At 60.8% G+C, this 26,691-nt stretch carries 28 protein-coding genes; 10 read left to right on the top strand and 18 right to left on the bottom strand.

Annotated features, from left to right (window positions below):
* Positions 1 to 41 precede the first annotated feature (41 nt).
* Positions 42 to 1,442, top strand: coding sequence for an MFS transporter (locus ABTV87_RS17330; RefSeq protein WP_433898000.1), 1,401 nt, complete (start codon positions 42 to 44; stop codon positions 1,440 to 1,442).
* Here ABTV87_RS17330 and ABTV87_RS17325 read toward each other — a convergent pair.
* The 4 genes from ABTV87_RS17325 to ABTV87_RS17310 all read right to left on the bottom strand — a co-directional run bounded on the left by ABTV87_RS17325 (position 1,387) and on the right by ABTV87_RS17310 (position 4,601).
* Positions 1,387 to 2,802, bottom strand: a complete 1,416-nt coding sequence (locus ABTV87_RS17325; RefSeq protein ID WP_433897999.1) for a heavy metal sensor histidine kinase — start codon at positions 2,800 to 2,802, stop codon at positions 1,387 to 1,389. The two genes, ABTV87_RS17330 and ABTV87_RS17325, sit on opposite strands and share 56 nt — an antisense overlap.
* Positions 2,799 to 3,470: a heavy metal response regulator transcription factor gene (locus ABTV87_RS17320; protein ID WP_007950581.1), complete on the bottom strand. Its 672-nt coding sequence runs from the start codon at positions 3,468 to 3,470 to the stop codon at positions 2,799 to 2,801. The genes ABTV87_RS17325 and ABTV87_RS17320 overlap by 4 nt, the downstream gene beginning before the upstream one ends.
* Before the next feature lie 12 nt (positions 3,471 to 3,482).
* Entirely contained in the window at positions 3,483 to 3,740 is a 258-nt protein-coding gene (locus tag ABTV87_RS17315; protein WP_085602814.1) for a DUF2790 domain-containing protein, read from the bottom strand.
* A gap of 147 nt (positions 3,741 to 3,887) precedes the next feature.
* Entirely contained in the window at positions 3,888 to 4,601 is a 714-nt protein-coding gene (locus tag ABTV87_RS17310; protein WP_227232878.1) for a murein L,D-transpeptidase catalytic domain family protein, read from the bottom strand.
* 151 nt (positions 4,602 to 4,752) lie between these two features.
* Here ABTV87_RS17310 and ABTV87_RS17305 point away from each other — a divergent pair, with 151 nt between their 5' ends.
* Positions 4,753 to 6,366 carry a L,D-transpeptidase family protein gene (locus ABTV87_RS17305; RefSeq protein WP_085602816.1) on the top strand — a complete coding sequence of 538 codons (1,614 nt, stop codon included), beginning with the start codon at positions 4,753 to 4,755 and terminating at the stop codon, positions 6,364 to 6,366.
* Positions 6,367 to 6,396: 30 nt separating this feature from the next.
* Here ABTV87_RS17305 and ABTV87_RS17300 read toward each other — a convergent pair whose 3' ends face one another.
* Positions 6,397 to 7,137 (bottom strand): hypothetical protein, encoded by a 741-nt coding sequence (locus ABTV87_RS17300; RefSeq protein WP_085666530.1) that lies wholly within the window; start codon positions 7,135 to 7,137, stop codon positions 6,397 to 6,399.
* Here ABTV87_RS17300 and ABTV87_RS17295 point away from each other — a divergent pair.
* On the top strand, positions 7,136 to 7,336 hold the full coding sequence (locus ABTV87_RS17295; RefSeq protein WP_221534277.1) for a hypothetical protein: 201 nt from the start codon (positions 7,136 to 7,138) through the stop codon (positions 7,334 to 7,336). The two genes, ABTV87_RS17300 and ABTV87_RS17295, sit on opposite strands and share 2 nt — an antisense overlap.
* Before the next feature lie 289 nt (positions 7,337 to 7,625).
* Here the strand turns inward: ABTV87_RS17295 and ABTV87_RS17290 are convergent, their stop codons facing one another.
* Together ABTV87_RS17290 and ABTV87_RS17285 are read right to left on the bottom strand one after the other, a co-directional pair.
* Positions 7,626 to 8,141 (bottom strand): HvfX family Cu-binding RiPP maturation protein, encoded by a 516-nt coding sequence (locus ABTV87_RS17290; protein WP_221534279.1) that lies wholly within the window; start codon positions 8,139 to 8,141, stop codon positions 7,626 to 7,628.
* 57 nt (positions 8,142 to 8,198) lie between these two features.
* Positions 8,199 to 8,402, bottom strand: coding sequence for an HvfA family oxazolone/thioamide-modified RiPP metallophore (locus ABTV87_RS17285; protein ID WP_007950576.1), 204 nt, complete (start codon positions 8,400 to 8,402; stop codon positions 8,199 to 8,201).
* Positions 8,403 to 8,643: 241 nt separating this feature from the next.
* On the opposite strand from ABTV87_RS17285, the gene glsB reads away from it, so the two are divergent.
* Together glsB and ABTV87_RS17275 are read left to right on the top strand one after the other, a co-directional pair.
* Complete coding sequence (glsB, locus tag ABTV87_RS17280) at positions 8,644 to 9,552, top strand: glutaminase B (protein WP_258711927.1); 909 nt, start codon at positions 8,644 to 8,646, stop codon at positions 9,550 to 9,552.
* 69 nt (positions 9,553 to 9,621) lie between these two features.
* Positions 9,622 to 11,124 carry an aldehyde dehydrogenase family protein gene (locus ABTV87_RS17275; RefSeq protein WP_085602827.1) on the top strand — a complete coding sequence of 501 codons (1,503 nt, stop codon included), beginning with the start codon at positions 9,622 to 9,624 and terminating at the stop codon, positions 11,122 to 11,124.
* Positions 11,125 to 11,172: 48 nt separating this feature from the next.
* Here the strand turns inward: ABTV87_RS17275 and ABTV87_RS17270 are convergent, their stop codons facing one another.
* From ABTV87_RS17270 to cynS, 3 genes are all read right to left on the bottom strand, one after another.
* The gene (locus tag ABTV87_RS17270; protein ID WP_007950573.1) at positions 11,173 to 11,832 is read right to left on the bottom strand and encodes a carbonic anhydrase; all 660 of its coding nucleotides are present in this window, start codon (positions 11,830 to 11,832) and stop codon (positions 11,173 to 11,175) included.
* Positions 11,833 to 11,843: 11 nt separating this feature from the next.
* On the bottom strand, positions 11,844 to 12,080 hold the full coding sequence (locus ABTV87_RS17265) for a DUF2790 domain-containing protein (RefSeq protein ID WP_433897998.1): 237 nt from the start codon (positions 12,078 to 12,080) through the stop codon (positions 11,844 to 11,846).
* A gap of 84 nt (positions 12,081 to 12,164) precedes the next feature.
* Positions 12,165 to 12,629, bottom strand: coding sequence for a cyanase (gene cynS, locus ABTV87_RS17260; protein WP_011334741.1), 465 nt, complete (start codon positions 12,627 to 12,629; stop codon positions 12,165 to 12,167).
* Between the two features lie 120 nt (positions 12,630 to 12,749).
* Here cynS and cynR point away from each other — a divergent pair, with 120 nt between their 5' ends.
* The gene (gene cynR / locus ABTV87_RS17255) at positions 12,750 to 13,628 is read left to right on the top strand and encodes a transcriptional regulator CynR (protein WP_433897997.1); all 879 of its coding nucleotides are present in this window, start codon (positions 12,750 to 12,752) and stop codon (positions 13,626 to 13,628) included.
* 74 nt (positions 13,629 to 13,702) lie between these two features.
* Here cynR and ABTV87_RS17250 read toward each other — a convergent pair whose 3' ends face one another.
* A complete protein-coding gene (locus tag ABTV87_RS17250) occupies positions 13,703 to 14,032 on the bottom strand; it encodes a hypothetical protein (protein WP_085602835.1) in 330 nt (109 codons plus the stop codon).
* 127 nt (positions 14,033 to 14,159) lie between these two features.
* On the opposite strand from ABTV87_RS17250, the gene ABTV87_RS17245 reads away from it, so the two are divergent.
* The gene (locus ABTV87_RS17245) at positions 14,160 to 14,531 is read left to right on the top strand and encodes a hypothetical protein (protein ID WP_052026217.1); all 372 of its coding nucleotides are present in this window, start codon (positions 14,160 to 14,162) and stop codon (positions 14,529 to 14,531) included.
* Between the two features lie 12 nt (positions 14,532 to 14,543).
* Here ABTV87_RS17245 and ABTV87_RS17240 read toward each other — a convergent pair whose 3' ends face one another.
* Complete coding sequence (locus ABTV87_RS17240) at positions 14,544 to 15,047, bottom strand: GNAT family N-acetyltransferase (protein WP_433897996.1); 504 nt, start codon at positions 15,045 to 15,047, stop codon at positions 14,544 to 14,546.
* Between the two features lie 47 nt (positions 15,048 to 15,094).
* Complete coding sequence (locus ABTV87_RS17235; RefSeq protein ID WP_433897995.1) at positions 15,095 to 17,038, bottom strand: DNA topoisomerase III; 1,944 nt, start codon at positions 17,036 to 17,038, stop codon at positions 15,095 to 15,097.
* A gap of 278 nt (positions 17,039 to 17,316) precedes the next feature.
* Between ABTV87_RS17235 and ABTV87_RS17230 the strand changes: the two genes are divergently transcribed.
* Positions 17,317 to 18,723 (top strand): serralysin family metalloprotease, encoded by a 1,407-nt coding sequence (locus tag ABTV87_RS17230; RefSeq protein WP_433897994.1) that lies wholly within the window; start codon positions 17,317 to 17,319, stop codon positions 18,721 to 18,723.
* Between the two features lie 94 nt (positions 18,724 to 18,817).
* On the opposite strand, the gene ABTV87_RS17225 is transcribed toward ABTV87_RS17230, so the two are convergent.
* Entirely contained in the window at positions 18,818 to 20,032 is a 1,215-nt protein-coding gene (locus tag ABTV87_RS17225) for an MFS transporter (RefSeq protein WP_085602844.1), read from the bottom strand.
* Between the two features lie 182 nt (positions 20,033 to 20,214).
* Between ABTV87_RS17225 and ABTV87_RS17220 the strand changes: the two genes are divergently transcribed.
* Positions 20,215 to 20,583: a DUF427 domain-containing protein gene (locus ABTV87_RS17220; RefSeq protein WP_085602857.1), complete on the top strand. Its 369-nt coding sequence runs from the start codon at positions 20,215 to 20,217 to the stop codon at positions 20,581 to 20,583.
* 54 nt (positions 20,584 to 20,637) lie between these two features.
* Here ABTV87_RS17220 and ABTV87_RS17215 read toward each other — a convergent pair whose 3' ends face one another.
* The 4 genes from ABTV87_RS17215 to ABTV87_RS17200 all read right to left on the bottom strand — a co-directional run bounded on the left by ABTV87_RS17215 (position 20,638) and on the right by ABTV87_RS17200 (position 25,654).
* A complete protein-coding gene (locus ABTV87_RS17215) occupies positions 20,638 to 21,264 on the bottom strand; it encodes a hypothetical protein (RefSeq protein ID WP_433897993.1) in 627 nt (208 codons plus the stop codon).
* Between the two features lie 38 nt (positions 21,265 to 21,302).
* Positions 21,303 to 22,145, bottom strand: coding sequence for a hypothetical protein (locus ABTV87_RS17210; protein WP_433897992.1), 843 nt, complete (start codon positions 22,143 to 22,145; stop codon positions 21,303 to 21,305).
* A gap of 155 nt (positions 22,146 to 22,300) precedes the next feature.
* Positions 22,301 to 23,923 carry an MFS transporter gene (locus ABTV87_RS17205; protein ID WP_085602859.1) on the bottom strand — a complete coding sequence of 541 codons (1,623 nt, stop codon included), beginning with the start codon at positions 23,921 to 23,923 and terminating at the stop codon, positions 22,301 to 22,303.
* A gap of 81 nt (positions 23,924 to 24,004) precedes the next feature.
* Positions 24,005 to 25,654 (bottom strand): GMC family oxidoreductase, encoded by a 1,650-nt coding sequence (locus ABTV87_RS17200; protein WP_433897991.1) that lies wholly within the window; start codon positions 25,652 to 25,654, stop codon positions 24,005 to 24,007.
* Positions 25,655 to 25,787: 133 nt separating this feature from the next.
* Between ABTV87_RS17200 and ABTV87_RS17195 the strand changes: the two genes are divergently transcribed.
* Complete coding sequence (locus ABTV87_RS17195) at positions 25,788 to 26,675, top strand: LysR family transcriptional regulator (protein ID WP_258711914.1); 888 nt, start codon at positions 25,788 to 25,790, stop codon at positions 26,673 to 26,675.
* Positions 26,676 to 26,691 lie beyond the last annotated feature (16 nt).

Here is a 26,691-nt window from a genome sequence, read left to right as displayed (position 1 = left end):
GCTCAGGCTATGTCCCATGACTTCTGCCCAGTGAGCCCCCCATGCACCGAGAACCCCTGAGCCCTTCAGCCCGCTGGGCGGTGACCAGTCTGGCGCTGTCGATGCTGATGCCGTCGCTCGACACCAGCATCGCCAACGCCGGATTGCCGACGCTGGCGGCGGCGTTCGATGCGACGTTTCAACAGGTGCAGTGGATCGTGCTGGCCTATCTGCTGGCGGTCACCACGTTGATTGTCAGCGTCGGGCGTTTGGGTGATGGGTTTGGGCGGCGTCGCTTGCTGTTGATCGGCATCGGCATCTTTACCGCCGCTTCGCTGGCCTGCGCACTGGCGCCGAGCCTTGCCTGGCTGATCGGTGCGCGGGCGGTACAAGGCCTGGGCGCGGCGATCATGTTCGCGCTGACGGTGGCGCTGGTGGCCGATGCGGTGCCCAAATCCCGGGCCGGCAGTGCGATGGGGTTGCTGGCCACGATGTCAGCGACCGGCACCACCCTCGGGCCGTCGCTCGGCGGGCTGTTGATGGCGCATGTCGGCTGGCAGTCGATCTTTGTGATCAACGTGCCGTTGGGCTTGCTCAATGCGTGGTTGGTGTATCGCTATCTGCCGAAGGATCGGATCGTACGTTCGGGTGTTGCATTTGATTATCCCGGCACCGCCATACTGATGCTGACGCTGGCGGCCTATGCGCTGGCGATGACAATCGAAGGACTTACCCCGACGTTGCTGTTGCTCAGTCTGTTGGGTGTGGGGTTGTTCATCCTGGTCGAGAAACGGAGCAAGGCGCCGCTGATTCACCTGTCATTGTTCACCGACACGCGAATCAGCAGCAGTCTGGCGCTGACCTTGCTGGTGACGACAGTGATGATGACCACGCTGGTGGTCGGGCCGTTTTACCTGAGCCGAGGTTTGGGTCTCACCAGCACGCAGGTAGGACTGGTGTTGTCGATCGGGCCGTTGCTGGCGGCGTTCAGCGGCGTACCGGCCGGGCGTCTGGTGGATCGTTTCGGCGCGCGGCGAATGGTGCCGGGTGCGTTGCTCGGCCTGGCCTGCGGATGTGGTCTGTTGGCGCTGTTTCCGGTGAGTTTCGGAGTGCTTGCATACGTGCTGCCGATCACGGTGGTGGCCTTGAGTTATGCGCTGTTCCAGGCTGCCAACAACACCGGGTTGATGTCCGGCGTTGCTCAGGATCAGCGCGGCGTGGTTTCGGCCATGCTCGGGTTGTCGCGCAATCTGGGCCTGATCACCGGGGCGGCGGCGATGGGCGCGGTGTTTGCACTGGCCACGGACGATCCGACTCAGGCACCGACCGCGGTCATCGCAGGCGGCTTGCACATGACCTTCGGTGTGGCCACGGCGTTGATGTTCGCGGCGTTTGCGCTCGGTGCCTTCACGCACCTGCGTCTCGCGTCTCCCGTGCCGGAAAGAACAGTTCAAAGCAGGTGATGCCGTCGGCGCTGCTGACGCTGTAGCGGCCCTGATGCAACTGCATGATGGTCGCGACAATCGACAGGCCCAGTCCGTTGGATTGGGCGGAGCGCTCGCGGGACGGATCGACGCGATAGAAACGCTCGAACAGCCGCGACAAATGTTCCGCCGGAATCGTCGCGCCCTGATTGCGTACCCGCAGGTAGCTACCGTCCGCTTCGGCGATGGCTTCGACCTGCAACGTTGAATCCGCCGCGCCGTACTTGATCGCGTTGGCGCACAGATTGGCCAGCGCCCGACGCAGCAGCATCGGTTCGGCCCAGATCACGCCGCTGCCACTGGCCTCGATGGTGACACCGACGTCCGCCGCCAATCCCTCGAAGTAGTCAGCAATGCGCTGCATTTCATCGCCGGCGTCCAGCTCCTGACGCTGGCTCAATGCGCTGGCCGGGTCGGTACGGGCGAGAAACAGCATGTTGTCGAGCATCCGCGCCAGCCGTTCGAGTTCTTCGACGTTGGAGGCGAGCAGCTGCTGATAGGCGTCGACGCTGCGGTTCTGTTGCAACGCGACCTGGGTTTCACCGAGCAGGTTGTTGATCGGCGTGCGCAGTTCGTGGGCCATGTCGGTGGAGACCTGACTGAGTTGCGCAACCCCTCGGTCAAGTCGGTCCAGCATCGCATTGAAAGACTCGATCATCGGCTGCAATTCCCGAGGCGTGCCTTGGCGGTCGAGGCGTTCGCCGAGGTTGGCGATGCCGATCCCGTGGGCATGCCGGGCAATCCGCCGCAATGGCAGCAGGCCGCGATACACCAGCAGGCAGCCGACCAGCGCCAGCACGATCGCGGCCAATGATGCGAGGCCGTACACACTGAGCCGGTAATTGGCGAGCATTGCCGTGCGCTCGGTCATCAGGCGTCCGGTGAGCACCTGCAGGTTGCCCAGATCGCCCGAGTCGATGGTCGCCGCCACCGCCGAAAACGGCACACCGTCGACGCTCGGCAAGTGCTGTACATCGCTCAGGGCCATCGGATGATCGATCGGTACGGCGGGCAAGTTCGGGGTGGCGAGGTTGCCGGGGTTGACCACCAGCAGCGGCGGCTGGCCGGGTGCGCCGATGGTCAGCAAGGCTTCGCGGTTGCCCAGCATATTCTGGAACAGCGCCGGTTTGGTCTTGATCAATTCCAGCGTGTTGCTGTCGTTGAGGATGGTGCGCAACTGATCGATGCGACTGACCAACTGGATATCGTCGCGGCGGGTCAGTTGCTCTTCCAGCTGGTTGTAAAGCGCCGCGCCGAGGCCTGCCAGCGCCGCGAAGGCGAGCACGGCGAAGACCAGCGCCAGACGCAAGGTCAGGGAATAAGTGCCGGCGATTTTCATGGCTGAGTATCGAAGCGGTAGCCGATGCCGCGCACGCTGTGGATCAGCTTGAGCGGGAAAGGATCGTCGATCTTCGCCCGCAGGCGGCGCACGGCGACATCGACCACATTGGTGTCGCTGTCGAAATTCATGTCCCACACCCGCGAGGCGATCAGCGAACGCGACAGCACCTGGCCGGTGTGGGTGGCGAACAGTTGCAGCAGGGCGAACTCCTTGTTGGTCAGGGTGATCCGGTTGCCGGCGCGGGTGACCCGACGCTTGAGCACGTCGATCTGCAGATCGGCCACCTGCAATTGCTCTTCTTCATGGATCGGCCCGCGCCGGGTCAGGGTGCGCAGGCGTGCCACCAGTTCGGCGAAGGAAAACGGCTTGATCAGGTAATCGTCGGCGCCCAGTTCCAGGCCTTTGACCCGGTCGGCGATGTCGTCGCGGGCAGTCAGGAACAGCACCGGCGTGTCGGTTTCCTTGCGCAGCCGGCGCAGGACTTCCCAGCCATCCATTTTCGGCATCATCACGTCCAGCACGATCACATCGAAGTCGAATTCCAGCGCCAGGTGCAGGCCGTCGGCGCCGTCCCGGGCCAGGCTCACGCTGTAGCCCAGTTCCTGCAAGCCGTTGAGCAGGTAATTGCCTGCCTTGGGTTCGTCTTCGACAACAAGGATATTCATGGGCACTGTGCCTCAATTGTCATTGATGCAGCCGCTGCCTTGCACCTGATAGTCCAGCACATGTTCACGGCCCTGGTGGTCGAGGTAGTTGAGCTGCGCGGGGATCACGCCGCAAGCCTGGGAAATATCGGTGCTGGAGAGGACTTTGTCGACATCCAGGTGCACGTAGAAGCCGTTGGTGTCGTGAATGACCGTGCGCTCAGGCATTTCAGCGGCGAACACGGAACCGGTGGCGAGGAGGGCGGTGAAGGCGAGGATCAGGGTTTTCATGATGGGTCACTCGAGTCGTTGAAGTTGATCGGCGTTCTGGCCGGGACAACTTCAAGCTACCGGGCGATCCGCTCGGCAAACCGACAACTCGATGACAAATCTGTAATAAACCGAACCTGTGGGAGCCAGCGCACTCCCACAGAGTATTCAGCTGGCGTGGGTGCTGAGAATGCTCGCGATCTGTTGCGGCTGGCAGTTGAGGTACGGCGAGGATTTCAGCCACTGCTGATCCGGGTACCAGGAGAACATGAATTGACCATTCTTCAGGCTGTCGATCACCCGTTTGGCAACCTGCGGTCGCACCGCCGGGCAACCCTGGCTGCGGCCCAGACGGCCGGTACGTTTGCTCCAGAACGGGTTCACGTAGTCGGCGGCGTGGATCACGATGGCGCGGTCACGGGCCATGTCGTTGATGCCCGGTTCCAGACCGTCCATGCGCAGCGAGTAACCGTGGGTGCCCTGGTAACTTTCCTGGGTGCGGAACAGGCCGAGGCTGGACTGAAAACTGCCTTCACGGTTGGAGAATCGGGTGGCGAAGTTTTCCCCGGAGTTAGAACCGTGGGCGACCAGATCGCGCAGCACCAGTTTTTTCCGGGTCAGGTCGAAGATCCACAACCGGCGCTCGGTGGACGGCTGCGAATAGTCGATGATCGCCAGGTGACGGGACTGCTTCGCGCCGTTGTTGATCGCACATTGCATGGCGTTCAAGGCACCTTTCAGCGCCTGGGGATTGAGTTCCGGAGCGGCGTGCGCGAGGCTGGTGTACAGAACCGGCGAAGAGGTGCCGGCGGCAAAGGCTGGACTGGTCAGCACGCCAATGGCGGTGGCAGTCAGCAGAAGTCGGCGCAAAAACGTCAACATTTAAAGTGAGTCTCCACTTGCTACTTGTTTGGCACTTAGGCTCCTGACGTCCAGTCGTCCCCGGCAAGCCCGCGAATCGGGCCTGACTGTTCACCGCACCTGAGGTAAGGTTGACCGTCAATCAGGACGGCCATGGATTGGAGTAAAGCAGTTGTTCAAAAAGTACGCATGCTACTTGAGCATTTGTTTGCTCGCTGCGCCGTTTGTCGCTTGCGCCGAAGAGCCGTTGCCGGGACTCCCGACGCTGCCGCCCGTGCCGACGGAAATGCCCATCGAGCCGCAGAGCCCGTTGCAGGCTGCGCTGATCAGTCTGCCCCAGGCGTGCCCGACGATCGGCACCAGCCTCAGCGGCCCGGCGCTGGATCAGTTGCGCGCCTTCTACCAGCAGCAGGACTGGCTGCCGGTATGGGCCGATGGCGGGCAATTGCCGGCCTTGCATGCGCAATTGCAGCTGTTGGCCGACGATGGCCTGAACCCGAAACGCTACCCGGTGGCGCTCACTGCCCCGCAGGACGGCGAACTGTGCGCCGACATCGAGATCAGCCGTTACTACCTGCAAGCCCTGCAGGATCTGCATTACGGCCGCCTGTTGCAATCGCACTTCGAACCGCTGTGGCATTCCGACGAAACGCCACGCGACCGACAGGCCGAATTGCTCGCCATCGCCGTACCGGGCGTGCGCAACGTTCCGGCCGCCTTCGATCTGGCCCGCCCGCAGCTGGCGCAGTACCAGAATCTGCGTCATCTCTACGCAGCTCAACGCCTGAAAGCCTTGCCGCAGTGGACATCGGTGGGCAACGGCCCGTTGCTGCGTCCGGACATGGAAGACAAACGCGTGCCGGAACTGGCCCGACGGCTGTACAGCGAAGGCTACCTGAGCAGTGTGGTCGGCACGCCGGACAACGCTTATCACGGCGTATTGGTGGAGGCGGTGAAGAGCTTTCAGGCCAACCATTCGTTACAGGCCGACGGAGTGGTCGGTCCGGGAACGATTGCCGAACTCAACATCAGTCCGCTGACCCGTCGCGAACAGTTGCGGGTCAACCTTGAACGTTTCCGCTGGATGGCTCAGGACATGGAGCCGGACGGTCTGCTGGTCAACGTCGCCGCTGCCGAACTGACGCTTTATCAGGGTGGCTTGCCGGTGTGGCAGACCCGCACCCAGGTCGGGCGCGCCGAGCGCCAGACCCCGCTGCTCAAATCCCGAGTCACGCGCCTGACCCTGAACCCGACCTGGACCGTGCCGCCGACCATCTGGAAGGAAGACAAACTGCCGGAGATCCGCAAGGACCAGACCTTCCTCAGCCGTCAGAACCTGCAAGTGCTCGACGCCAACGGCCAGCCGCTGGCCGCCGCCGACATCGACTGGGACAACCCCGGCAACATCCTTCTGCGTCAGGACGCCGGGCCGCGCAACCCGCTGGGGCAAATGGTCATTCGGTTCCCCAACCCGTTCTCGGTGTACCTGCACGACACGCCGAGCAAGGCGCTGTTCGACAAGGGGCCACGGGCGTTCAGTTCCGGCTGCGTGCGGGTCGAGCATCCGATGAAGCTGCGCGATTTCCTGCTCAGCCCGGCGGAGAAGGCGCGTACCGACACCTTGCTCGCCACCGGCACCACCCATGAATTCCGCCTGAGCAATCCGGTGCCGATCCTCATGACCTACTGGACGGCACAGGTCGATGGCCAGGGTCGTGTGCTTTACGCGCCGGACATCTACAGCCGAGACAGCGCGTTGCTGGCGGGGCTGGACCGGGCGCATTGATTTTTGCGGTTTGACTCGCCTGGCGGCAGGTCATTTTTTGAGGAAGGACAGGATGTTTGTCTGTGTCCCTTTCGAAGCGGCGCCGCTCAGGATTTCGCTCATGGAAAACAACTTGCTGGGATTGTAGGTGCCGCCGTTGTAGAGCATGACACCGTTCACCGTTGCCTCGAAAAACGCCCTCCGGAGTTTCAGATGGCAAATACTGTTCTTGAGGTCAGTCAGGACGGCATCGGCACTGGCATTGACCAGATCGGACATGTTTCGGACGTCGAACAGCAGGATCTGCATGACCTTGCTCCCCATCAGTTTTTTTCTAGCCGTCAATTGATTCTCAATGCTGCGCCCGCCAAATCCCTTGTCTGTCCAGAAGGTATCGGACATATAGATTTTGAAGTTGTTGACTCGCGGCGTTTTCAGTTCGATGGCGTAAAAAACGCTGTTCAACATGACGAAATAGTCCGGGTAGGAGACTCTTCCCGCCTGGCAGTAACCTTCTGCCATCGGATTTTCTTCGCGACCGATGACCAATTCGCCACCGGAAGTTTGTCTGACAGTGAACGCCCCATCTCCGGTGACACCTGGCTCAGGAACAGTGCAGGTGCTTTCCGATCCCGGGTTGTAAGCGCCGAAATTTTTGTCCCGTCGCAGGAAGGTGTAGCCGACCCCCTGCAACACCTCATAGAGCACCGCTTGGGATTCGCTCTCTTTGATCACCGCCCGATGATGTAGATATAGCTCGTCGTCCCGCTGTTTGTATTCGGTCACTTCCATGGCCATCGAGGATGAGGCTGCTGCCGCCATCATCGGATCTGAGGATGAAGCGAACCCGAACGAAGGGCTTGATGATGGGGACGGGGTGGAAAATGGCGCGCCGATGAATGGCGCAAGTGTTGAAGAAAACGGATTCCCGCCGAGCGAAATTGAAGGTGGAAACGATGTGCCCGGCATATTCAACGGCACGGTGTTATGAGCGCTGTTGATGCGCACGCAGGGCATGCTGCTGAGTGTGGAGGGCGGCATCATGTGGTGCTCGGATCGGATTATTCTCCGATTGCACTGGCTGCAAACCGCAAGACCCCATTCTGACTCGATGATCTTTTCATCACTGGCGCACCAGTGCATGCCTTCACATTGATAGAAATGTGTCATTCCCTGACCCTGCTGTTGTCACGCATGGAAGACACCACGGCAGCACCCGTGGGATCTCAATCGAGCCTAGCAGAAGTTGGCGGGTGCGCACTGGCGGCGGAGGGTGAGCTTCAACGATTGGTGCGCTTCCAGAAGAACCGCGCCAGCCACGCATCCACGCTCAACTTGCCTGCCCCGGCAAACACCAGCGGCACCAGCGCAGCCAGATAAATCGCCGGCAGTTTGAAGTTGCCGAACCCCTTGTTGGTGATCGCGTAACCCTGGGCCAGTTCACTCAGCGATGACCAGTCCGCCGGCCAGTGCACGGCAGCGGTGGCAACGACGGTCACGACAATCAGCGAAATCGCCGAAATCCGCGTGCCGAATCCGACCAGGATTGCCAGTGCGCAGATCAGCTCGGCCCACATCGACAGCTCCCAGTTCAGCGTGGCGGGCAAGTGGTCGAAGGGAAACGGAAACCGCTCCTGAATGTCTTCGAACCAGTTCTGGCCGTTGAATTTCTCCAGTCCCGATTCGAAAAATTCCCAGGCGATGAACAGGCGCAAGGTCAGCGGCGCGAGCCACTGGCCGGCGCGGTCGAGGTTCACATGCAGGCCTTTGACGGCCGACGAGAGAGCTGTGGTCATGGGAAGGCTCCATTCATTCAAGAGAAAACGGGGCACCGACGTGCCCCGAAAAAAGGGTTACTCGCCGGCGCCGCACTTGCCTTCGCCGCATTTGCCTTCCGAGGTTTTTTCCGCAGAGTCGGCCTTGGCCTGGGTCTGGCTGTAGCCGTGATCCAGTTGCTTGACGCTGAACGCTTCCGAGGCCGAAGCTGCGTTGGACAGGGCCAGGCCACCGGCAAGCAGCAGGCCGAGAGTCAGGGAGGTTTTCGAGAGCTTGGTCATGGTGAATCTCCGATGCGATGTTTGAGTTCAAAGGCTTGATCGGGGCTGCCGATCGACAGGTTCATTTGAACGCCGGGCTGTATCGCTGATGTGTCGCGAAGGGCCGGATTTGTGCGCGGGATGTGTCGGGCGTCGGGCCGTACACACTGCGATACACAGCGCCGGTGTGATTCGATTGCCGGGCGCAGCGTCTAGCCACGGTGTCCCCGCAATCCCATGGGGCGAGACTTCGGAACCCGGCATGCAAGCGCTGTTGAACGAGATCCTTGACGCTGTCCGGCCCCTGATCGGGCAGGGCAAGGTGGCTGACTACATTCCCGCCCTCGGCACCGTGCCGGCCAATCAACTGGGCATCGCCGTGTATGGCAACGACGGCGAGATGTATTGCGCCGGCGACGCCGAGACGCTGTTCTCGGTGCAGAGTATTTCCAAGGTGTTCAGCCTGGTGCAGGCCATCGAACATTCCGGCGAGGCGATCTGGGAGCGCCTGGGCCACGAGCCGTCCGGCCAGCCTTTCAACTCGCTGGTGCAGTTGGAATTCGAGCGTGGCCGCCCGCGCAATCCGTTCATCAATGCCGGGGCGCTGGTGATCTGCGACATCAACCAGTCGCGCTTTGCGGCACCGGCATTGTCGATGCGCGATTTCGTGCGACGGTTGTCGGGCAACCCGCAGGTGATGGTCGACGGCAAGGTCGCCGATTCCGAATACCAGCATCGCGCGCGCAACGCGGCGATGGCGTACCTGATGCAATCCTTCGGCAACTTCCACAACGACGTTGAGGCGGTGCTGCGCAGCTACTTCAGCCACTGCGCGTTGCGCATGAACTGCATCGACCTGGCCCGGGCCTTCTGTTTCCTGGCCAACGACGGTTTCTGCAAACACAGCGGTGAGCAGATTCTTACTCGCCGCCAGACCCAGCAAGTCAACTCGATCATGGCCACCAGCGGCCTCTACGACGAGGCCGGCAACTTCGCCTACCGCGTCGGCTTGCCGGGCAAGAGTGGCGTCGGCGGCGGCATCGTTGCGGTGGTGCCGGGGCAGTTCTCGGTGTGCGTGTGGTCGCCGGAGCTGAACACGGCGGGCAACTCGCTGGCAGGGATGGCGGCGCTGGAAATGCTCAGTTCGCGGATTGGCTGGTCGGTATTCTGAGGCCGTGTTGCTTTGAGGGAGGCCAACCTATACATTTTCCGGCCGCCCTCAATATGGTGAATCCGCTCCATGTCTCTCGCGCTCGAACGTCTCGTCGCTGGCACGCCTATCCCTTTCGCCGGTAACCGCGTCACCGTGGTCAGCCCCGAACTGGCCGAGCGTTTCCGACCCGGCGACCACCTGCTGGTGGAGCAGGTGAGCGGCGAGCTGTTGCTGATTCCGGTGGTGGATCAGCAGGCCGCATCGGTGGCGATCGAGCGTGCAGCGGCGGCGTTTACTGCGTTGTCCGCTGTGCCGGATGAGGCCATCAGCCGCTTCTTTGATCTGTTCGCGCAACGTCTGGAAAACCCGGACGCCTGGGCGCTGATCGAAACCGCCAACCTCGCCGACATCGAACGAGCCAAGGCTCGCGGTCGTTCCACTACCCGTTTGCTCGCCGACGAGCGCATGCGCCGCGACATGATCGCCGGCCTGCGCGCCTGGCGTGATGCGCCGGCCACCCGTGGCAAAGTGATCAGCAGCGTCGAGCATGACGGCTGGAAGGTCGAGCAGGTGGTGTCGCCGCTGGGCATCGTCGCATTCGTGTTCGAAGGCCGGCCAAACGTCTTCGCCGACGCCGCCGGTGTATTGCGCACCGGCAACACCGCCGTGCTGCGCATTGGCAGCGATGCGCTGGGCACCGCGCAAGCCATTGTCACTCACGCCTTGAACCCGGCGCTGGCCGATGCCGGTCTGCCGGCGGGTGCGGTGTCGCTGGTGGAGAGCGTCAACCACGCCGCCGGTTGGGCGATGTTCGCCGACCGGCGTCTGTCGCTGGCGGTGGCCCGTGGTTCGGGCCGTGCGGTCAGCCAGTTGGGCAGCATCGCCCAACAGGCCGGCACCGCCGTCAGCCTGCACGGCACCGGCGGCGCGTGGCTGATTGCTGATCGCGATGCCGACGCCAAGCGCTTTGCCGCTGTGGTGCGCAACTCGCTGGACCGCAAGGTTTGCAACACGCTGAACGTCTGCCTGATCCAGCGCGACCGCGCCGCCGAACTGGTGCCGCTGTTCCTCGACGCCTTGCAGCAAGCCGGTACCGCGCGCGGTCAGGGCTGCAAACTGCACATCGTCGAAGGCAGCGAAAGCTACCTGCCGAGCGACTGGCAGAACGCGACGGTCGAGGTCTATCGGGCCGAGGGTTACCAGACCGAAGCCCTGGCCGAACCCTTGCCGGAAGCGCAATTGGGCCGCGAGTGGGAATGGGAAGAAACCCCGGAAGCCAGCCTGATGATCGTCGACGATCTGGATCAGGCCATCGCGCTGTTCAATCGCTACAGCCCGCAGTTCACCGTGTCGTTGATCAGCGAAGATGCGGCGGTTCAGGAGCGTTTCTACAGCGCGGTCAACGCGCCGTTCGTGGGTAACGGCATCACCCGTTGGGTCGATGGCCAGTACGCGCTGAACAAGCCGGAACTGGGCCTTTCGAACTGGGAAAGCGGCCGCCTGTTTGCCCGCAGCGCGATCCTCTCCGGTGACGGCGTGTTCACCGTACGCAGCCGCATGACGCAAATCGATCTGAGCGTAAAACGCTGAACAGAACAACGCCGCGCCCGTCGCAATGACGGGTGCGGCGTTGTGTTTTCAAGCAGCATCGACTGCCTGACCGTACACCGCGCACGTCGACGGTTGCTCGGCCAGCGAGACGAAGGTACGGCGGTCGGCACTCAGCGCGTCGATCGAGCCGGTCTCGATGTCGTACACCCAGCCATGCAGATTCAGCAGGCCTTTCTCCTGGGCCAGGCGCACGCTCGGGTGAGTCTGGATGTTCGCCAGTTGCGCGATCACGTTTTCCCGCACCATCGAACTCAGCTTGGCCGCGTCATTGGCGTGTGGCCGCGATTCGTTGACCACTTTCGCCGACTCTGCGTGTTGCAGCCAGCCGCTGACGGCGGGCAGGTGATCCATGCATTTGCACTGGGCGATAGCAGTCATGGCGCCGCAGTCGGAGTGGCCGCAGATCACGATGTCGGTCACGCCGAGCACGGCTACCGCGTATTCCACCGTCGCTGAAACCCCGCCCGGATGCGGGCTGTAGGACGGCACGATATTGCCGGCGTTGCGGATCACGAACAGCTCGCCGGGTTCTTGCTGGGTCAGCAGTTCCGGGACGACGCGGCTGTCGGAGCAGGTGATGAACAAGGTGCCCGGGGTTTGGGTGGTCGCCAGGTGTTTGAACAGTTCGGTGCGTTGCGGAAACGCTTCGTTCTGGAACTTCAGGAAGCCTTCGATCAGGTTTTTCATGGTGTGTCCTCTCAGTTCGAACAGCCGGAGCCGAATTCGCTGTATTGAAGAATGTGTTTTGCGCCGTGGCTGTCGAGGTAAGTCATCTCGACCGGCACTACGCCGCAGACGTCGGCGACCGGGGTGATGCTCACGACTTCAGCGATATCCAGCGACATGCCGTAGCGATAGGCGACGGCCTCTTCATCAGCCTGGGCCTGGGCGGCAAGGCCGGCGAGCAGGGCCAGGGGCAACAGAATTTTTTGCATGGGGCAGCCTCCAGACGGATGTGGTGACGACTTGGTAATTGAGGTTTGGAGGGGCCCGCACGCGGGATGCGGGCCCGGGATGGATCAGAACGGACGCAGCGGGAGGAACTTGCCGTCGAGGGTGACCACGGCGCGGGAACCGCCTTCAGGGTCTTCGACTTTCTTGATGTCGAGCTTGAAGTTGATCGCGCTGATGATGCCGTCGCCGAACTGCTCGTGAACCAGTGCTTTCAGCGTGGTGCCGTAGATCTGGATCATCTCGTGGAAGCGATAGATGGTCGGGTCGGTCGGCACACCGTCGAGGCTGCCGCGCAGCGGGATGATCTGCAGGGCGGCGACGTCTTCGGCACTCAGCTCAAGCTTGTCGCCGACCACTTCGGCAGCGGCTTTCGGCAGTGGATGCTGGCCGAGGAGGGCGGCGGTGACGTAAGCCAGGCTCAGGCCGGTGCCGTCGGCCAGATCCTGCCACGACAGGTTTTTCTGTGCCTTGGCATCCAGGGCGCGGGTGGTCAGAGCGATGCGGCTGTCGTTGTAGGCTTGGGATTGCATGGTGCTTCTCCTTTCGGGGTTGGCTTGCTGTGTGGGATTCATCTTCTGCCGATTGATCCATAGCGTCCAAGACCGATATACAATGCAAAGCATAAGCACTGCCTATAGATGGAGCGTTCCATGCTGCTGCGACATTTGCGATACCTGCTGGCCGTGGCCGATCACGGCGGCTTCACCCGGGCGGCCGAGGCGCTGCATGTGTCGCAGCCGACCCTGTCGCAACAGATCCGCCAACTGGAGGAAAGCCTCGGTGTGGATCTGTTCGACCGCACCTCGCGCTCGGTGAAACCGACTGATGCCGGTCAGGCCTATATCGAATGCGCGCGACGGGTGCTGGTGGAACTGGAGGCGGGCAAGCGCGCGTTACATGACGTGAAGGATCTGTCCCGAGGCTCGCTGCGACTGGCCATGACGCCGACGTTCATGGCGTACCTGGTCGGGCCGTTGGTGCGTGATTACGTGGCGCGGTATCCGGGGATTCATCTGGAAATTTTCGAGTTGTCGATGGACGACATCGAGGCCGGGCTGGCGGATGACTCGCTGGATATCGCGATTGCCTTCACACCGGTGCGCAATCCGGACATTGAGTGCATTCCGGCGTTTGTCGAGACGTTGGGGGTGATGGTCGGGCGTGAGCATCCGCTGTACGACAGCGCTTCAGTGCTGACCCCGGATGACATTGCGCAGCTGGATTTTGCCTTGCTGGCGCCTGACTTCTTCACGCGTTTGTCGATCGATGAGTACTTCCGCCACAACGGCATCACGCCCAAGGTGCAGATCGAGGTGAATTCGGTGAGTACGTTGCTGGAAGTGATCCGGCATGCGCCGATTGCGACCATGTTGCCGGAGGCGATTGCGACCGAGGACCGGGCATTGCGTCGGTTGCGGGTCGAGAGCGAGGCGCCGCAGCGGGGAGCGGCGTTGTTGCGGCGCCAGAATAACTATCACAGTGCGGCATCGGTGGCGTTCATGGAGATGGTGCTGGAAACCCGTTCATGAGCATTGTTTGCGAGCAATAAAAAAGGGCCTGCTCCTTATCGGAAGCAGGCCCTTTTGTTTATTGAAGTTAGAACTTAGTAGAACCGATCAATCACCCGAACTTCGTTCTTGTTCTGCATCGAGTCCCACGCCTGTTTCAGCGTTTGCAGAACATTACCGATGAAGTCCTTGTCGGCCGCGGCTTTCTTGCCGACATAGCCGTGGCCGCGGCGGTACATCTTCAGGCGGGCCAGCAGGTTCTGGTTGTTCCGGTCGAACTCTTCTTCACCAGCATGGGGCGACAGGCAGTCGATATGGACCTGACCCGACTTGCTGATCCACAGAATATGGCTGTCGTGGCTGTCTTTTTGCGCAGCGAACATACGAGCCAGTTCTTCGATAGTAGGTTGATTGTTCAGATTCATGATATTGCCCCTTGACCAGTCTGGTGATCTTTCAAAGTTGATTCGCTAATACAGGTAGCCCATCGGTTAGTTGATCCCTGGCACCGAAACCAGGACGTCAGCGGTCGCCCGTGTGAAGTACGGGGTCATGCGTCTGTTGCATGTAGTCGTGTTGAATAACTGCTACGCAATAGCGTCACAACGAGGAGAAGCAGCGAAAACCGGGAGGCTCCTTGACGACGTTTTCAGGGTCGACCACAAGCGTCTTGAGAATTTTCGCCAGCGCTTCTCGTCCTTGTACTGGACGTTCAGGCCAGGTCAGCTTCTTCAATCTGCCTTGTGGGCAGCGTGTATCCGGAAAAAACAGCTCGGCGGTCAGACGAGCTTGCTCAAGCGTGTTGCCAGTGCTCCCGATCGGGGAGACGTCTGCATCATGCAAAAGCAAAACGACGCCGTCAACGGTTTTGTAGTGATTATTTTTGGTCACTACATATTGTCGGACAAAGTCATTCTGGAATGAAAAAAGCGGCGTTCAGGCAGCGGGAGAAAGGTTGCGCAGGCAGTAAAACGTGCAGGGATAGCCGTCCACTGTTTTGGTCTGGCGGGTAAAGTCGCCGCCGCTCAGCTCGGGGATGAGCCGGGCCCAGAACCGCTGTGCAGGCAGGTTGGCGTCGACATGGAAAATCTGCCACCGACCGGGCAAATGGCTCAAGAGGGCAGAGGCGACAAACTGCGCGACGCCTTGGCCACGCCAGCGTCGGCTGACGAAGAAATAGCCGATGTTGTAGTCGGCGCCTTCGATGAGGAGGTGGTCATCCACGGTCACGAATCCCGCCAGTTCGCCGTCGACGTGGATCAGGAATGGTCGCGTCGCCGGCTGGCGCCAGTAATCGTCTTTCAACTGGATCGGGAAGAACCCATGCCCGCCGAGCTTCAGCGGGAGCCACTCGCTGAAGTCATAGGTGTAGAACTGCATCAGGTTTTCGAGGGTGTCCAGTTCGTCGCGCCGGGCGACGCGCAGTTCGATGACAGACATGCCGCTGACTCCTGACCATCACTGCAGAAACAGTAGCGTGCGGCGGGCTATTTGGCTGCCGGTTTCGCCGAGCGTTTGCTGGTTCCGGTGGTTTTACGCCGGGTGGTCTTGCGTTTGTTCTTCCACGGCGCAGCGGCCTTGCCTGCGGGCGGCGGGCCGCTGATGGTCAGGCTCAGCCCGGCACAGCGGGTCACTTGCTTGCTCATCCACGCCGCCTGCTTGGTGACGAACTCTTCCAGACTCATCTCGCCGCTTTGCACCATGTCCAGCGCCTGCTCCCAGATCGCTGTGGTGCCGGGGTCGGCAATTGCGCGCGGCACGGCGTCGATCAGGCTGAACGCGGCAGGTGTGGCGGACAGCGCCTTGCCGTTCTTCACCAGATAACCACGATCCAGCAACCCTTGAATGATCGAGGCGCGGGTGGCTTCGGTGCCGATGCCGGTGGTGTCCTTGAGTTTCTGCTTGAGCAGCGGATCTTCCACCAGTTTGGCGACGTTCTTCATCGCCTTGATCAGGTCGCCTTCGGTGTAGGGCTTGGGCGGCTGCGTCCACAGGTCCTTGAGTTTCACGTCTGCGATTGCGCACTCGGCGCCTTGGGTGAACGTCGGCAAGGTTTGCGGGGCCGGCGCTTCACGACCCTTGGCCGGTGCCAGCGCTTCGGGCAACGCGCGTTTCCAGCCCGGTTCGATGATCTGCTTGCCAACCGCGCGCAAGGCTTCACCGGCGCAATCGAAATCGGCCTGGGTGCGGTCGTATTCGTGATTGGGCAGGAACTGCGCCAGATACCGCGCGCGAATCAGCGTGTAGACCGCGCGGTGCTTGCCGGTCAGGCGTTCGAGATTTTTCGCGGCAGCGGTCGGGATGATGCCGTGGTGAGCGCTGACCTTGGCGTCGTTCCAGGCGCGGGAGCGGCGTTGCGGCTCCAGATGCTCGCGTAGCGCTTCGAGGCTAGGGTCGGCCTGACGCAACGCCGCGAGAATCCCCGGCGCCTCGCTGTGCTGGCTCAGGGGCAGGTAGCCGCAATCGCTGCGCGGGTAGGTGATGACTTTGTAGGTTTCGTAGAGGGCCTGGGCGATGTCGAGGGTTTCCTGGGCACCGAGGCCGAGCTTCTTCGAGCAGACTTCCTGCAAGGTGCCCAGATCGAAGGGCAGGGGCGCCACTTCGCGCATGCGCTCGGTGCGCAGTTTGACCACTCGGGCGCTGGCAGCGCTGCTGATTGCGGCGGTTGCTTGCTGAGCGAGGGCTTGATTGAGGCAGCGATCCTGATCGTCACAGGCATCGTTCGGCGCACGCCATTGCGCCGTGAACGGCGTGCCGTTGTGCAGCAGTTGCACATCGATGGCCCAATACGCGACCGGCACGAAATCGGCGATGCTGCGGTCGCGATCCACCACCAGCCGCAACGTCGGCGTCTGCACGCGGCCCACCGGCAGCACGCCTTGATAGCCGGATTGCCGGCCAAGCAGGGTGAACAGTCGACTCATGTTCATCCCGATCAGCCAATCCGCCCGCGAGCGCCCCAGTGCCGAGTGATACAGGCTGAAGGTTTCAGCGCCCGGTTTCAGCGCCGCCAACGCCTTGCGAATCGAGGCTTCGTCCAGCGCCGATAGCCACAAGCGGCGGATCGGCCCGCGATAGCGGCAGTGCTCGACCAGCTCCCGGGCGATCATCTCGCCTTCCCGGTCGGCGTCGGTGGCGATGATCAGTTCGCTGGCCTCGCCGAGCAGGCGCTTGACCGCCTTGTACTGGCTGGCGGTACGCGGCTTGACGGTCATTTTCCATTTGTCCGGGATGATCGGCAGGTCCGCCAGCACCCAGCGCTTGTATTTGGCGTCGTAGGCGTCCGGCGGGGCAGTTTCCAGCAAGTGGCCGATGCACCAGGTCACCGTGACATCCGTTCCCAGCCAGCAGCCGTCGCCCCGACGCTTTGCGCCGAGCACGGCCGCAATGTCCTTAGCCTGGGAGGGTTTTTCACAGAGGTACAGCCGCATAACCACCGTCGTCGATCATTGCCCGAAGAGGCGCACAGGATGGCCTGACTCGGGCGAACGGGCAACTTTTATCTGTATGGATATACAGATAAAAGGATTGCCGGTCATGACAGCCCGCGTCGGGGCAATCCGGGACGCTATCGAGAAATTGATTAGCGCCCCCGTTGGCGGCTGTGGCAGGTTCAATCCGCCTAACAGGGCGAGTGACAGGACGATCTCGCCAGAAGATCGCCGTTTTTCTGTCTGATACTGACTCTTCAGAAACAAGGACGTACACCATGTCTCAACCTTCCTCCCAGGCCAGCAGCGCCTTCACCGCCGTCGACACCTTCAGCCACCTGTATGACCGTGGCACCGGGACCGTCAATGGCAAACCGTCGTTCACCGCCGACCAGGCTGCCGACGAAATCCTGCGCAAGGGCATGTCGTGGCAGGATAAGAATGCCGACGGCAAGATTGATCTGACCTACACGTTCCTGACCGACAAACCGTCGAACTACAACCCGAAACTCGGCAACTTCAGCGAGTTCAGCGCCCAGCAGAAAGCACAGGCCGTGCTGGCGATGCAATCGTGGTCGGACGTGGCCAATGTCACCTTCACCGAAGGCAAGGGTGGCGACGGTCACATGACCTTCGGCAACTACGACGTCAGCACCGGCGGCGCAGCGTTCGCCTACCTGCCACAGGGCAGCAGCTACGACGGCCAATCGTGGTACCTGATCAACGATCAATACCAGGTCAACAAGACTCCGGACACCAACAACTACGGGCGTCAGACCCTGACCCACGAAATCGGCCACACCCTTGGCCTGTCGCACCCGGGCGCCTACAACGCCGGCAACGGCAACCCGACCTACGGTGACGCCAAATACGCCGAAGACACCCGTGGCTACAGCCTGATGAGCTACTGGAGCGAGGCCAACACCGACCAGAACTTCAGCAAGGACGGCAGCGGTGCCTACGCCTCGGCACCGTTGATGGACGACATCGTCGCGGTGCAGAAACTCTACGGCGCCAACTTCGAAACCCGTGCCGAAAACACCGTGTACGGCTTCAACTCCAACGCCGATCGCGACTTCTACAGCGCCACCTCGAACTCCTCCAAAGTGGTGTTCTCGGTGTGGGACGGCGGCGGTAATGACACGCTGGATTTCTCCGGCTTCAGCCAGAACCAGAAGATCAACCTCAACGAAGGCTCGTTCTCCGATGTTGGCGGTCTGGTGGGCAACGTGTCCATCGCCCACGGCGTGACCGTGGAAAACGCCATTGGCGGTTCGGGCAATGACCTGCTGATCGGCAACGCAGCGGCCAACGACCTGATCGGCGGTGCCGGCAACGACATCATTTACGGCGGTGGCGGCGGTGATTCGCTGTGGGGCGGTGAAGGCGCGGACACCTTCGTGTTCGGCGCGGCCAGCGACTCGACCATGACCGCGCCGGACTGGATCATGGATTTCACCAGCGGCCTGGACAAGATTGACCTGTCGGGCATCGCCGGGTTCGCCACCGGCGTGGCCACGCTGAACTTCGTCAGCGGCTTCACCGGGCACGCCGGCGATGCGATCCTCACTTACTTCGAACAGACCAACCAGACCAGCCTGATGATCGACCTGACAGGCCAGGGGGCGGTGGACTTCGCCGTGGGTGTGGTGGGGCAGGCTGTGGCGACCGACATCGTCGCCTGATCTGAAAACGGAAAATCTGAAACGAAAAAACCGCAGTCCTTCGCAGGCTGCGGTTTTTTTGTTTTTGGACATCGCTCTACGACAGTGAAATCGGTTACTGCTCGGTCTCGAGGATCGACGTGGCGTGGGCATTACGTACTCTGGCAAACCACCAGAGAGCCGCCACGCCCAGCAGCGTCGCCAGCACGGCCAGAATCAGAATCACACGTTGCGTCCCCAGTGGCGCAGCGAGCAGTGCGACCAGCAGACCGGCCAGCGGTTGCGACAAGTTGTTGAGCAGGGTGATCACGCCCACGGTCTTGCCGAAGTCCTGAGGGGGAATGACTCGCTGGCGAATGCTGCGCATGTAAACGTTGAACATCTTGTCGAAGCCGACGATCAGCAGGAAACCCAGCACATAACCCGCCAGGTTCGGGCTCAGGGCGCTGATGAAGGCGCCGGCGGCGAGCATCGAATAGGCAACGCCACCCAGTACGCGCAAGGGCAATACCACCCGGGCGAGGAAAAACAGAATCACGATGGTGGTCACCGCGCCAGCCGCTTGCAGCACGGCGTAGTCGTCCTTGCCGGCGCTGTATTGACCGAGCACCATGGCCGCCGAAGTGGCCAGGGTGACCCCGACAATCAGGTTGACCCCGACTGCCAGGGTGATGATCTTTTTCAGCTCCGCCAGTTCGCGGATATGCCTGAAAGCGATGCGCAGAGGCTGCAGCCAGATGTCCTGATGCTGCTCGAACACCTCCAGGGTGATACGGCTGAAACGTTGCCACACCAGCATGCTGAGGTCGGCCAGCAGGAACAGTCCGGCCACCCACAGCACCACCCAGTGCCAGGCCGAAACCTCCAGCAGCAATGCCGCCACCAAGGGCCCCAGAACCAGTCCGGTCTGGTCGGCTATCTGCGAGTAGGAAAGGGTTTTGGTGTAGCTGTAGTGCTGGAAAATATGCGGCATCAGCACTTCGCGGGCCATGATGCCCTGAGTCGTCAGCACGCCGCACAGCGCTGACAGCACCACAAGCCATGCGATACCGCCGAAGACGGCATAAAGCCCTACTGCCAGCACGCAGAGCAGCGCCCGGTAGACCTGACTGATGTGCAGGATTCTGATGGGCGAGAACTTGTCGCACAGGGCCCCGCACAGCGGAAACGCGAGAAAGCGCGGCAGCGACTCGACGAAGAATGCGAGCCCCGCCCAGGACGCGCTGTTGGTGGTCTGGAATACCACCAACGGCACGATGAACAACAGGATCTGATCCGCCAGCCGCGACAGGAACAGCGAGATGAAAAAAGCCAGGTAATCCTTACGCATGATGACACTCCTGTGGGTGGGCGTTTTGGTCGTTTTGCGCGTGATATGAAACCAGAAACCGCCGCTCTCGCAAGCGGCGGTCATATCTGATCGAAGAAAGGCCGTTCGGCTGTGAACCCGACGAAATTCCCCCGCATGGGTTATACCTGAACCGGTGCCTTCGCCGCAGTCAGGAGAAACCGATGAAAACTTCCGGTCCCAGCCCAGTCATCACCATCGCCGAGCAGCCAGGCTGCCTTCTTGTGAAATTCCACGGCATACAAGTCGCCGCGTCGGCCCGAGCGCTGGTGCTGCTCGAAGCCAATTACCCGCCGGTCTACTACATCCCCCGCGAGGACATCGACGAGAAGTACTTCGCCCGCACCGACCACACCACCTACTGCCCGTACAAGGGCGATGCCAACTATTTCAGTCTGCAAGTGCCGGGGCATGAAGGGGCGAATGCGGTGTGGACGTACGAACATCCGAAGATTTCGGTCAGCCAGATCAAGGACTACGTGGCGTTTTATCCCGATCAGGTGAAGTTTGAATTGCTCGAGGCGGAGGTCTGAGTTTGCCGGCCGTATTTATTCGGCCGGCAAACAATTATGTCAAATGACGCGCAGTCAGGATTGTTTGCTCGTTTCGGCATTCACAAGCAGTAGTGCGATCATCGGGTAGTGCTTGTTGTCGTGACTGGGTGTTTTCTGGGCGTCGATGGGGCAGGCCCAGGCGAGTGCGTCGTGGGGCAATGTCTGAAGCATCTTCGCAAATTCCAGAATTTGCCCGGGAGTTGCCACGCAGCCTGGCGAATATGGGGCAATAAACACTGCGCCCAACTTGGGGTCGTGATAGTCCACCCGCAATGCGTCGGCCTTCGCCAATCTGCAACGTTCAATGATTCGATCTCGAGCGTACGGCACATTGTTGATGGGGACGTAAGCCACTTTGGCTTCAATACAGAAACCATGGTTGTCATCGGCAACGTACAGGTCATTGCGCCCTATCAATGACGCGTTTTCACTCGCCTCCGTTGCGACTTTGTTGATCTGATATTCCTCGATTGCCGTCCAGTCGGCTTTCCACGCAGCTCCGGCGAGAATACTGACGTTGGCTTGCTCGTTGTACCAGTAGGGCAAGTCATTTCCGTCCCAGATGTCGACATAGCGGTGGGTGCATGCGATCCAACTGTAAAGAACAGGCTCGAGCGGCCGCACAGCGGCGCATGGAATTTGGACATGTCCATTGTTCATCTGCGGATCATCCTTGTGGTGGGGAGAGTTGAACCGGGTTAGAAGAGATAGCTGAAAAAGCCTTTGGATTGTCGAGCGCTGATCTCACGCGCGAAAAGATTGCGGGTCGATTTGAAGAATGCTTGTTCCGCATTGAAGTTGTTTTGTTCGGTGGTCCTGAATAGAAGATTGAGTTCGACGACCGGCTTGGCGTAGACAGAAACTTCTTCAAGCATTTTTTGTTGATCCGCTGATGATTCAGCGTCAGAGGAGGCAACTTTGCGCAGGAGCGCCATCATATCGTTGCTGTTGCTTGCTTCGAGGTAAGGCTCCATGGAGAGCTTCATCTGCTTGTCGATTTTTTCTACCGATTTGTCACGCACACTTGCCAGTCTTTTGAATTTTTCATAGGTGCCTGGCACCAGTGCGAGCTCTTCATATTTGATGTAGAGGTCGATGCGGCATTGACGTACCGCAGTGGCAAGTTCTTCGCTGCTTTTGGCCAGTTTTTCATTGGTTTTGTACAGGGCTCTGGGCACGGCATCGTAACCGGGCTTCGACGCCAGTTCCGGGTGGGTCAGAATGTGCTTTAGCTCATCGAACTGTAATTTGTAGGAGCCCGCAAGCTTGCCGTATTGATCTGCCAGTTCCAGATGCTTTGAAGAGCAGGAGGCGTGCAGCGCCCGCATCGGCCGGTAATAGCTGTCAATAATGTCTTTTTTGTCGCCGAGGGAGCTCTTGTAACCTTCGAGGATGCCGCTGAAGAGGAAGGAGCCAAAAAGTACCGGGACGATGGCTTGGCCGAACCACGCAAGAAATTTACCACCTCGATTTGTTTTGCCAGGTTTGTTGTTGTCTTCGGCATTGTCGGGTGACGTATCGGGCGTCGACAAGTTGGCCATTTTCCTGATCCTTTAGGAGGGGGTGAGTAATGAAGGAAGGGAGCTGCATTAAGTGATGCTGGATGATATGTAAATGCCACTATGCTGTCGATGGCAGAGGAACATCCACAAAAAAACCGCTTCAGGCCTGACCTGAAGCGGATCCGTTGTGCCAATCAGTTCTTGTCCAGATCGATATTCTTCGTCTCACGCAGACAGATCATTCCGACCACCAGGCTCACCCCGGTAATCAGCACCGGGTACCACAGCCCGTAGAAAATATCCCCGGTGTACACCACCAGCGCGAACGACACGGTTGGCAGGAAACCGCCGAACCAGCCGTTGCCGATGTGGTACGGCAGGGACATCGAGGTGTAGCGGATGCGGGTCGGGAACAGTTCGACCATCAGCGCCGCGAGCGGGCCGTAGCACATGGCGGAGATGATGATCAGGCCGACGATCAGGGCAACGATCATCGGTTTGTTGATCTGCTGCAGGTCAGCCTGTTGCGGGTAGCCGGCGAGGGTGATGGCGCCGCGCAGTGCCGCCTCGTCGAAACCGTCGAGCTTCACATCGCCGACGCTCACCTGCACCGCGCTGCCCGCCGGAGCGGCGACGCTGGAGTAGGGCAGGCCCTGCTTGACCAGGAAGGTCTTGACCTTGTCGCACGGGCTGTCGAATTTGGCCTTGCCCACCGGATCGAACTGGAAGGTGCAGGTCGCCGGGTCTGCCACCACGGTGATCGGTGCCTGCTGGCTGGCGTGGTCGATGGCCGGGTTGGCGTAGTGGGCCAGGGATTTGAAGATCGGAAAGTACAGCGCCGTGGCCAGCAGCAGGCCGAGCATCAGCACCGGTTTGCGTCCGACTTTGTCCGACAGCCAGCCGAAAATGATGAAGAACGGCGCGCCGATCACCACGCTGATGATCAGCAGACTGTTGGCCACCGCCGGGTCCATTTTCAGGAACTGGGTGAGGAAGAACAGCACGTAGAACTGCGCGGCATAGAAGGTCACCGCTTGCCCGGCGTTGATGCTGAACAGCGCGATCAGCACGACCTTGAGGTTTTCCCATTTACCGAAGGATTCGCGGATCGGCGCCTTGCTGGTCTTGCCTTCCTCTTTCATTTTCAGATAGGCCGGCGACTCGTGCAGGCTCAGGCGAATCCAGGTGGAAATGCCCAGCAGCACGATCGACAGCAGGAACGGAATACGCCAGCCCCAGACTTCGAACTGATCGCCAGTGAAGTAGCGGCAGCCGAGCACCACCAGCAGCGACAGCAGCAGACCGAGGGTCGCGGTGGATTGAATCCAGCTGGTGTGGAAACCGCGCTTGCCGATCGGCGCGTGTTCCGCCACGTAAGTCGCAGCGCCGCCGTATTCGCCGCCGAGGGCCAGGCCCTGCAGCATGCGCAGTATCACCAGAATGATCGGCGCGGCGATGCCGATGCTGGCGTAAGTCGGCAGCAGGCCCACGGCGAATGTCGCCACACCCATCAGGATGATGGTCGCGAGGAAGGTGTATTTGCGCCCGATCATGTCCCCCAACCGACCGAACACCAGCGCCCCGAACGGCCGCACGATGAAGCCTGCGGCAAACGCCATCAGCGCGAAGATGAACGCGGTGGTGTCGTTGACCCCGGCGAAAAACTGTTTGCTGATGACCGCCGCCAGGGCGCCGTAAAGAAAGAAGTCATACCACTCGAATACCGTCCCCAGGGACGAGGCGAAGATGACCTTTCGGGTATCGGGGCTGGCGTCCGTGCTGCGCACGGCGTCCAGAGGCTGAACGTGTTCTGACATATCGGTATCCCTCACAGTGATTGTTTTTGTTGTTTCCACTGTCGGCGCCGGCCTTGTGGGCGTGCGCCGCTGTTCCTTTGGTCAAGAGAGTGCGGTCAGTGCTTTTTCTTCGGCGGGAAAACTCCGGGCGGTTGGGTTGAGAATCAGCTGTGCCGCTTTTTCAGCAATCATCAGCGTAGGCGAACAAGTGTTGCCCGAGGTAATGCGCGGCATGATCGACGCATCGGCAATTCGCAGGCCCGGCACGCCGTGCACTCGCAATTGCGCATCGACCACCGCGTTCGCGTCGTTACCCATGCGACAGGTGCCGACCGGGTGGAAAATCGTCGTGCCGATCTTCGCCGCCGCTTCGTGCAGTTGTTCTTCGGTCTGCAGGCTGGCACCGGGCAGGTATTCCACCGGGTTGAAGGCTTGCAGGGCGGGGGCACTGACGATGCGTCGGGTCAGGCGAATCGCGTCGGCGGCCACGCGAAGGTCTTCGGGATGGCTGAGGTAATTGGGCTGGATCAGCGGTGCGGTTTGCGGATCGACGGAGCGAATCTCGACCCGGCCACGGCTCTGCGGACGTAGATCGCATACCGACGCGGTGAACGCGGGGAAGCTGTGCAGCGGCTCGCCAAAGCGCTCCAGCGACAGCGGCTGCACGTGATATTCGAGGTTGGCCGAAGTCTGTTCCGGCCCGGAGCGGGCAAATGCGCCCAACTGACTCGGCGCCATCGACAACGGCCCGCTGCGGTCATAAAGATAACGCAGGCCCATGCCCATCTTGCCCCACACGCTGCCTGCGATCTGGTTGAGGGTGCGGGCGTTTTCCAGTTTGTAGATCAGGCGCAGTTGCAGGTGATCCTGCAGGTTGCCGCCGACGCCCGGCAGTTCATGCACCACGCCGATACCGAGCTTTTCCAGCAGCGGACGCGGGCCGATTCCGGAGCGTTGCAGAATGCTCGGCGAGCCCACAGAACCTGCGCACAACACGATCTCCTTGCGCGCCTTGAAACTCTTTTGTTGACCCTGCCAACGGGCGCTGACTTTCGAAGCGCGGCCGTCTTCGAACAGAACGCGATCCACTTCGACTTCGGTCAATATCGTGAGATTGTCCCGATCGCGAATCGGCTTAAGAAACGCCTTCGCCGCATTCCAGCGCACCCCGGCCTTCTGATTCACCTGAAAATAGCCGCAACCTTCGTTGTCGCCCTGGTTGAAGTCATCGATGCTGGCGATGCCGCTCTGTTCGGCAGCGCTGCGGAACGCATCGAGAATCGGCCACGACAGGCGCTGGCGTTCGACCCGCCACTCACCCTTGTCGCCATGAAAGTCCGCCGCGCCGGCAAAGTGGTTTTCGCTCTGCTTGAACAGCGGCAGCACGTCATTCCAGGCCCAGCCCGGATTGCCCTCGGCAGCCCAGCCGTCATAGTCGTTGGCCTGGCCGCGCATGTAGATCATGCCGTTGATCGACGAACAGCCGCCCAGCACCTTGCCGCGCGGATAACTCAGCGCGCGGCCATTGAGGCCCGGTTGCTCTTCAGTCTTGAAGCACCAGTCGGTGCGCGGGTTGCCGATGCAGAACAGGTAACCCACGGGGATGTGAATCCACGGATAGTTGTCGCGCCCGCCGGCTTCCAGCAACAGCACGCGCTGCTGCGGATCCGCCGACAGTCGATTGGCCAGCAAACACCCGGCCGGCCCGGCGCCGACCACGATGTAATCGAATTCATCGAGGGAAGTCTGCATTCCCTGACCTCGCTTATTGTTTTTGTTGTCAGTCATCCTAGTTGTTAGCTTTCGTCAAAAGAATGTTAGTTTTTGCGCAGCCGCTGTGCGTTTTCAAACAGCGCTCCCTGACGATAGCCGACAAGGACAAGCCATGTTCGACTGGAACGACCTGCGGTTCTTTCTTGAGTTACAACGCAGCGGCCGCTTGCTCACGGCTGCCCGCCGCCTGAACACCACGCACGCCACCGTCGCCCGGCATATTGAGGCCATCGAAAAAAGCCTCGGTACCGCGCTGTTCGTCCAGCACGCCCAAGGTTACGAAATGACACCAGCGGGGGAGGCGCTGCTCAAGCATGCCGAAGCAATGGAAAACGTCGCGCTGTTGGCTCAGGAAGAAATCACCCAATCCACGGCACCGCTGGGCAAGATCCGCGTTGGTGTCACCGAAGGCCTGGGCATCATGTTTCTCGCCAGTCGCATGATCGGGTTGTTCGAGCGCTATCCGGGGCTGGAAGTGGAACTGGTGGCGGTGCCGCGTTTCGTCAGCATTCTCAACCGTGAGGCGGAAATCAGCATTCACCTGGAACGGCCGGCGGCGGACATGCTGGTCACCCGCAAACTGACTGATTACAAGCTCGCCCTCTATGCGAGCCAGAGCTATCTGGACGGTGCGCCGCCGCTGCGCAGTCGCGAAGATCTTGGACGGCATGCGTGGATCGGTTATGTCGATGATCTGCTGTTCAGTCAGGAGCTGATGTTTCTCAACAGCTTCTGTCGCAATCCGCGGGTGGTGTTTCACAGTACCAGCGTGATCGCCCAGCAACAGGCGGCGCGCTCGGGGCTTGGGATTGCGGTGCTGCCTTGTTACATGGCCGCGTCGGATCCGGATCTGGTGGCGCTGCTTCCGGATGAGAGCATCGAGCGCAGTTACTGGATCAGTACGCGGCGGGAGTTGCACAAGTCGGTGCGGTTGCGGGTGGTTTGGGATTACGTCGTGGGTTTGTGTGAAGGCGAGCGCGAGTTGTTGATGGGGCAGTAACGGACGGCTGTTTCAT

The sequence above is a fragment of the Pseudomonas sp. PSE1(2024) genome, from assembly GCF_050990555.1.
Lineage (GTDB): Bacteria > Pseudomonadota > Gammaproteobacteria > Pseudomonadales > Pseudomonadaceae > Aquipseudomonas > Aquipseudomonas aphyarum.
This window is presented reverse-complemented; position numbering and strand designations above follow the sequence as displayed.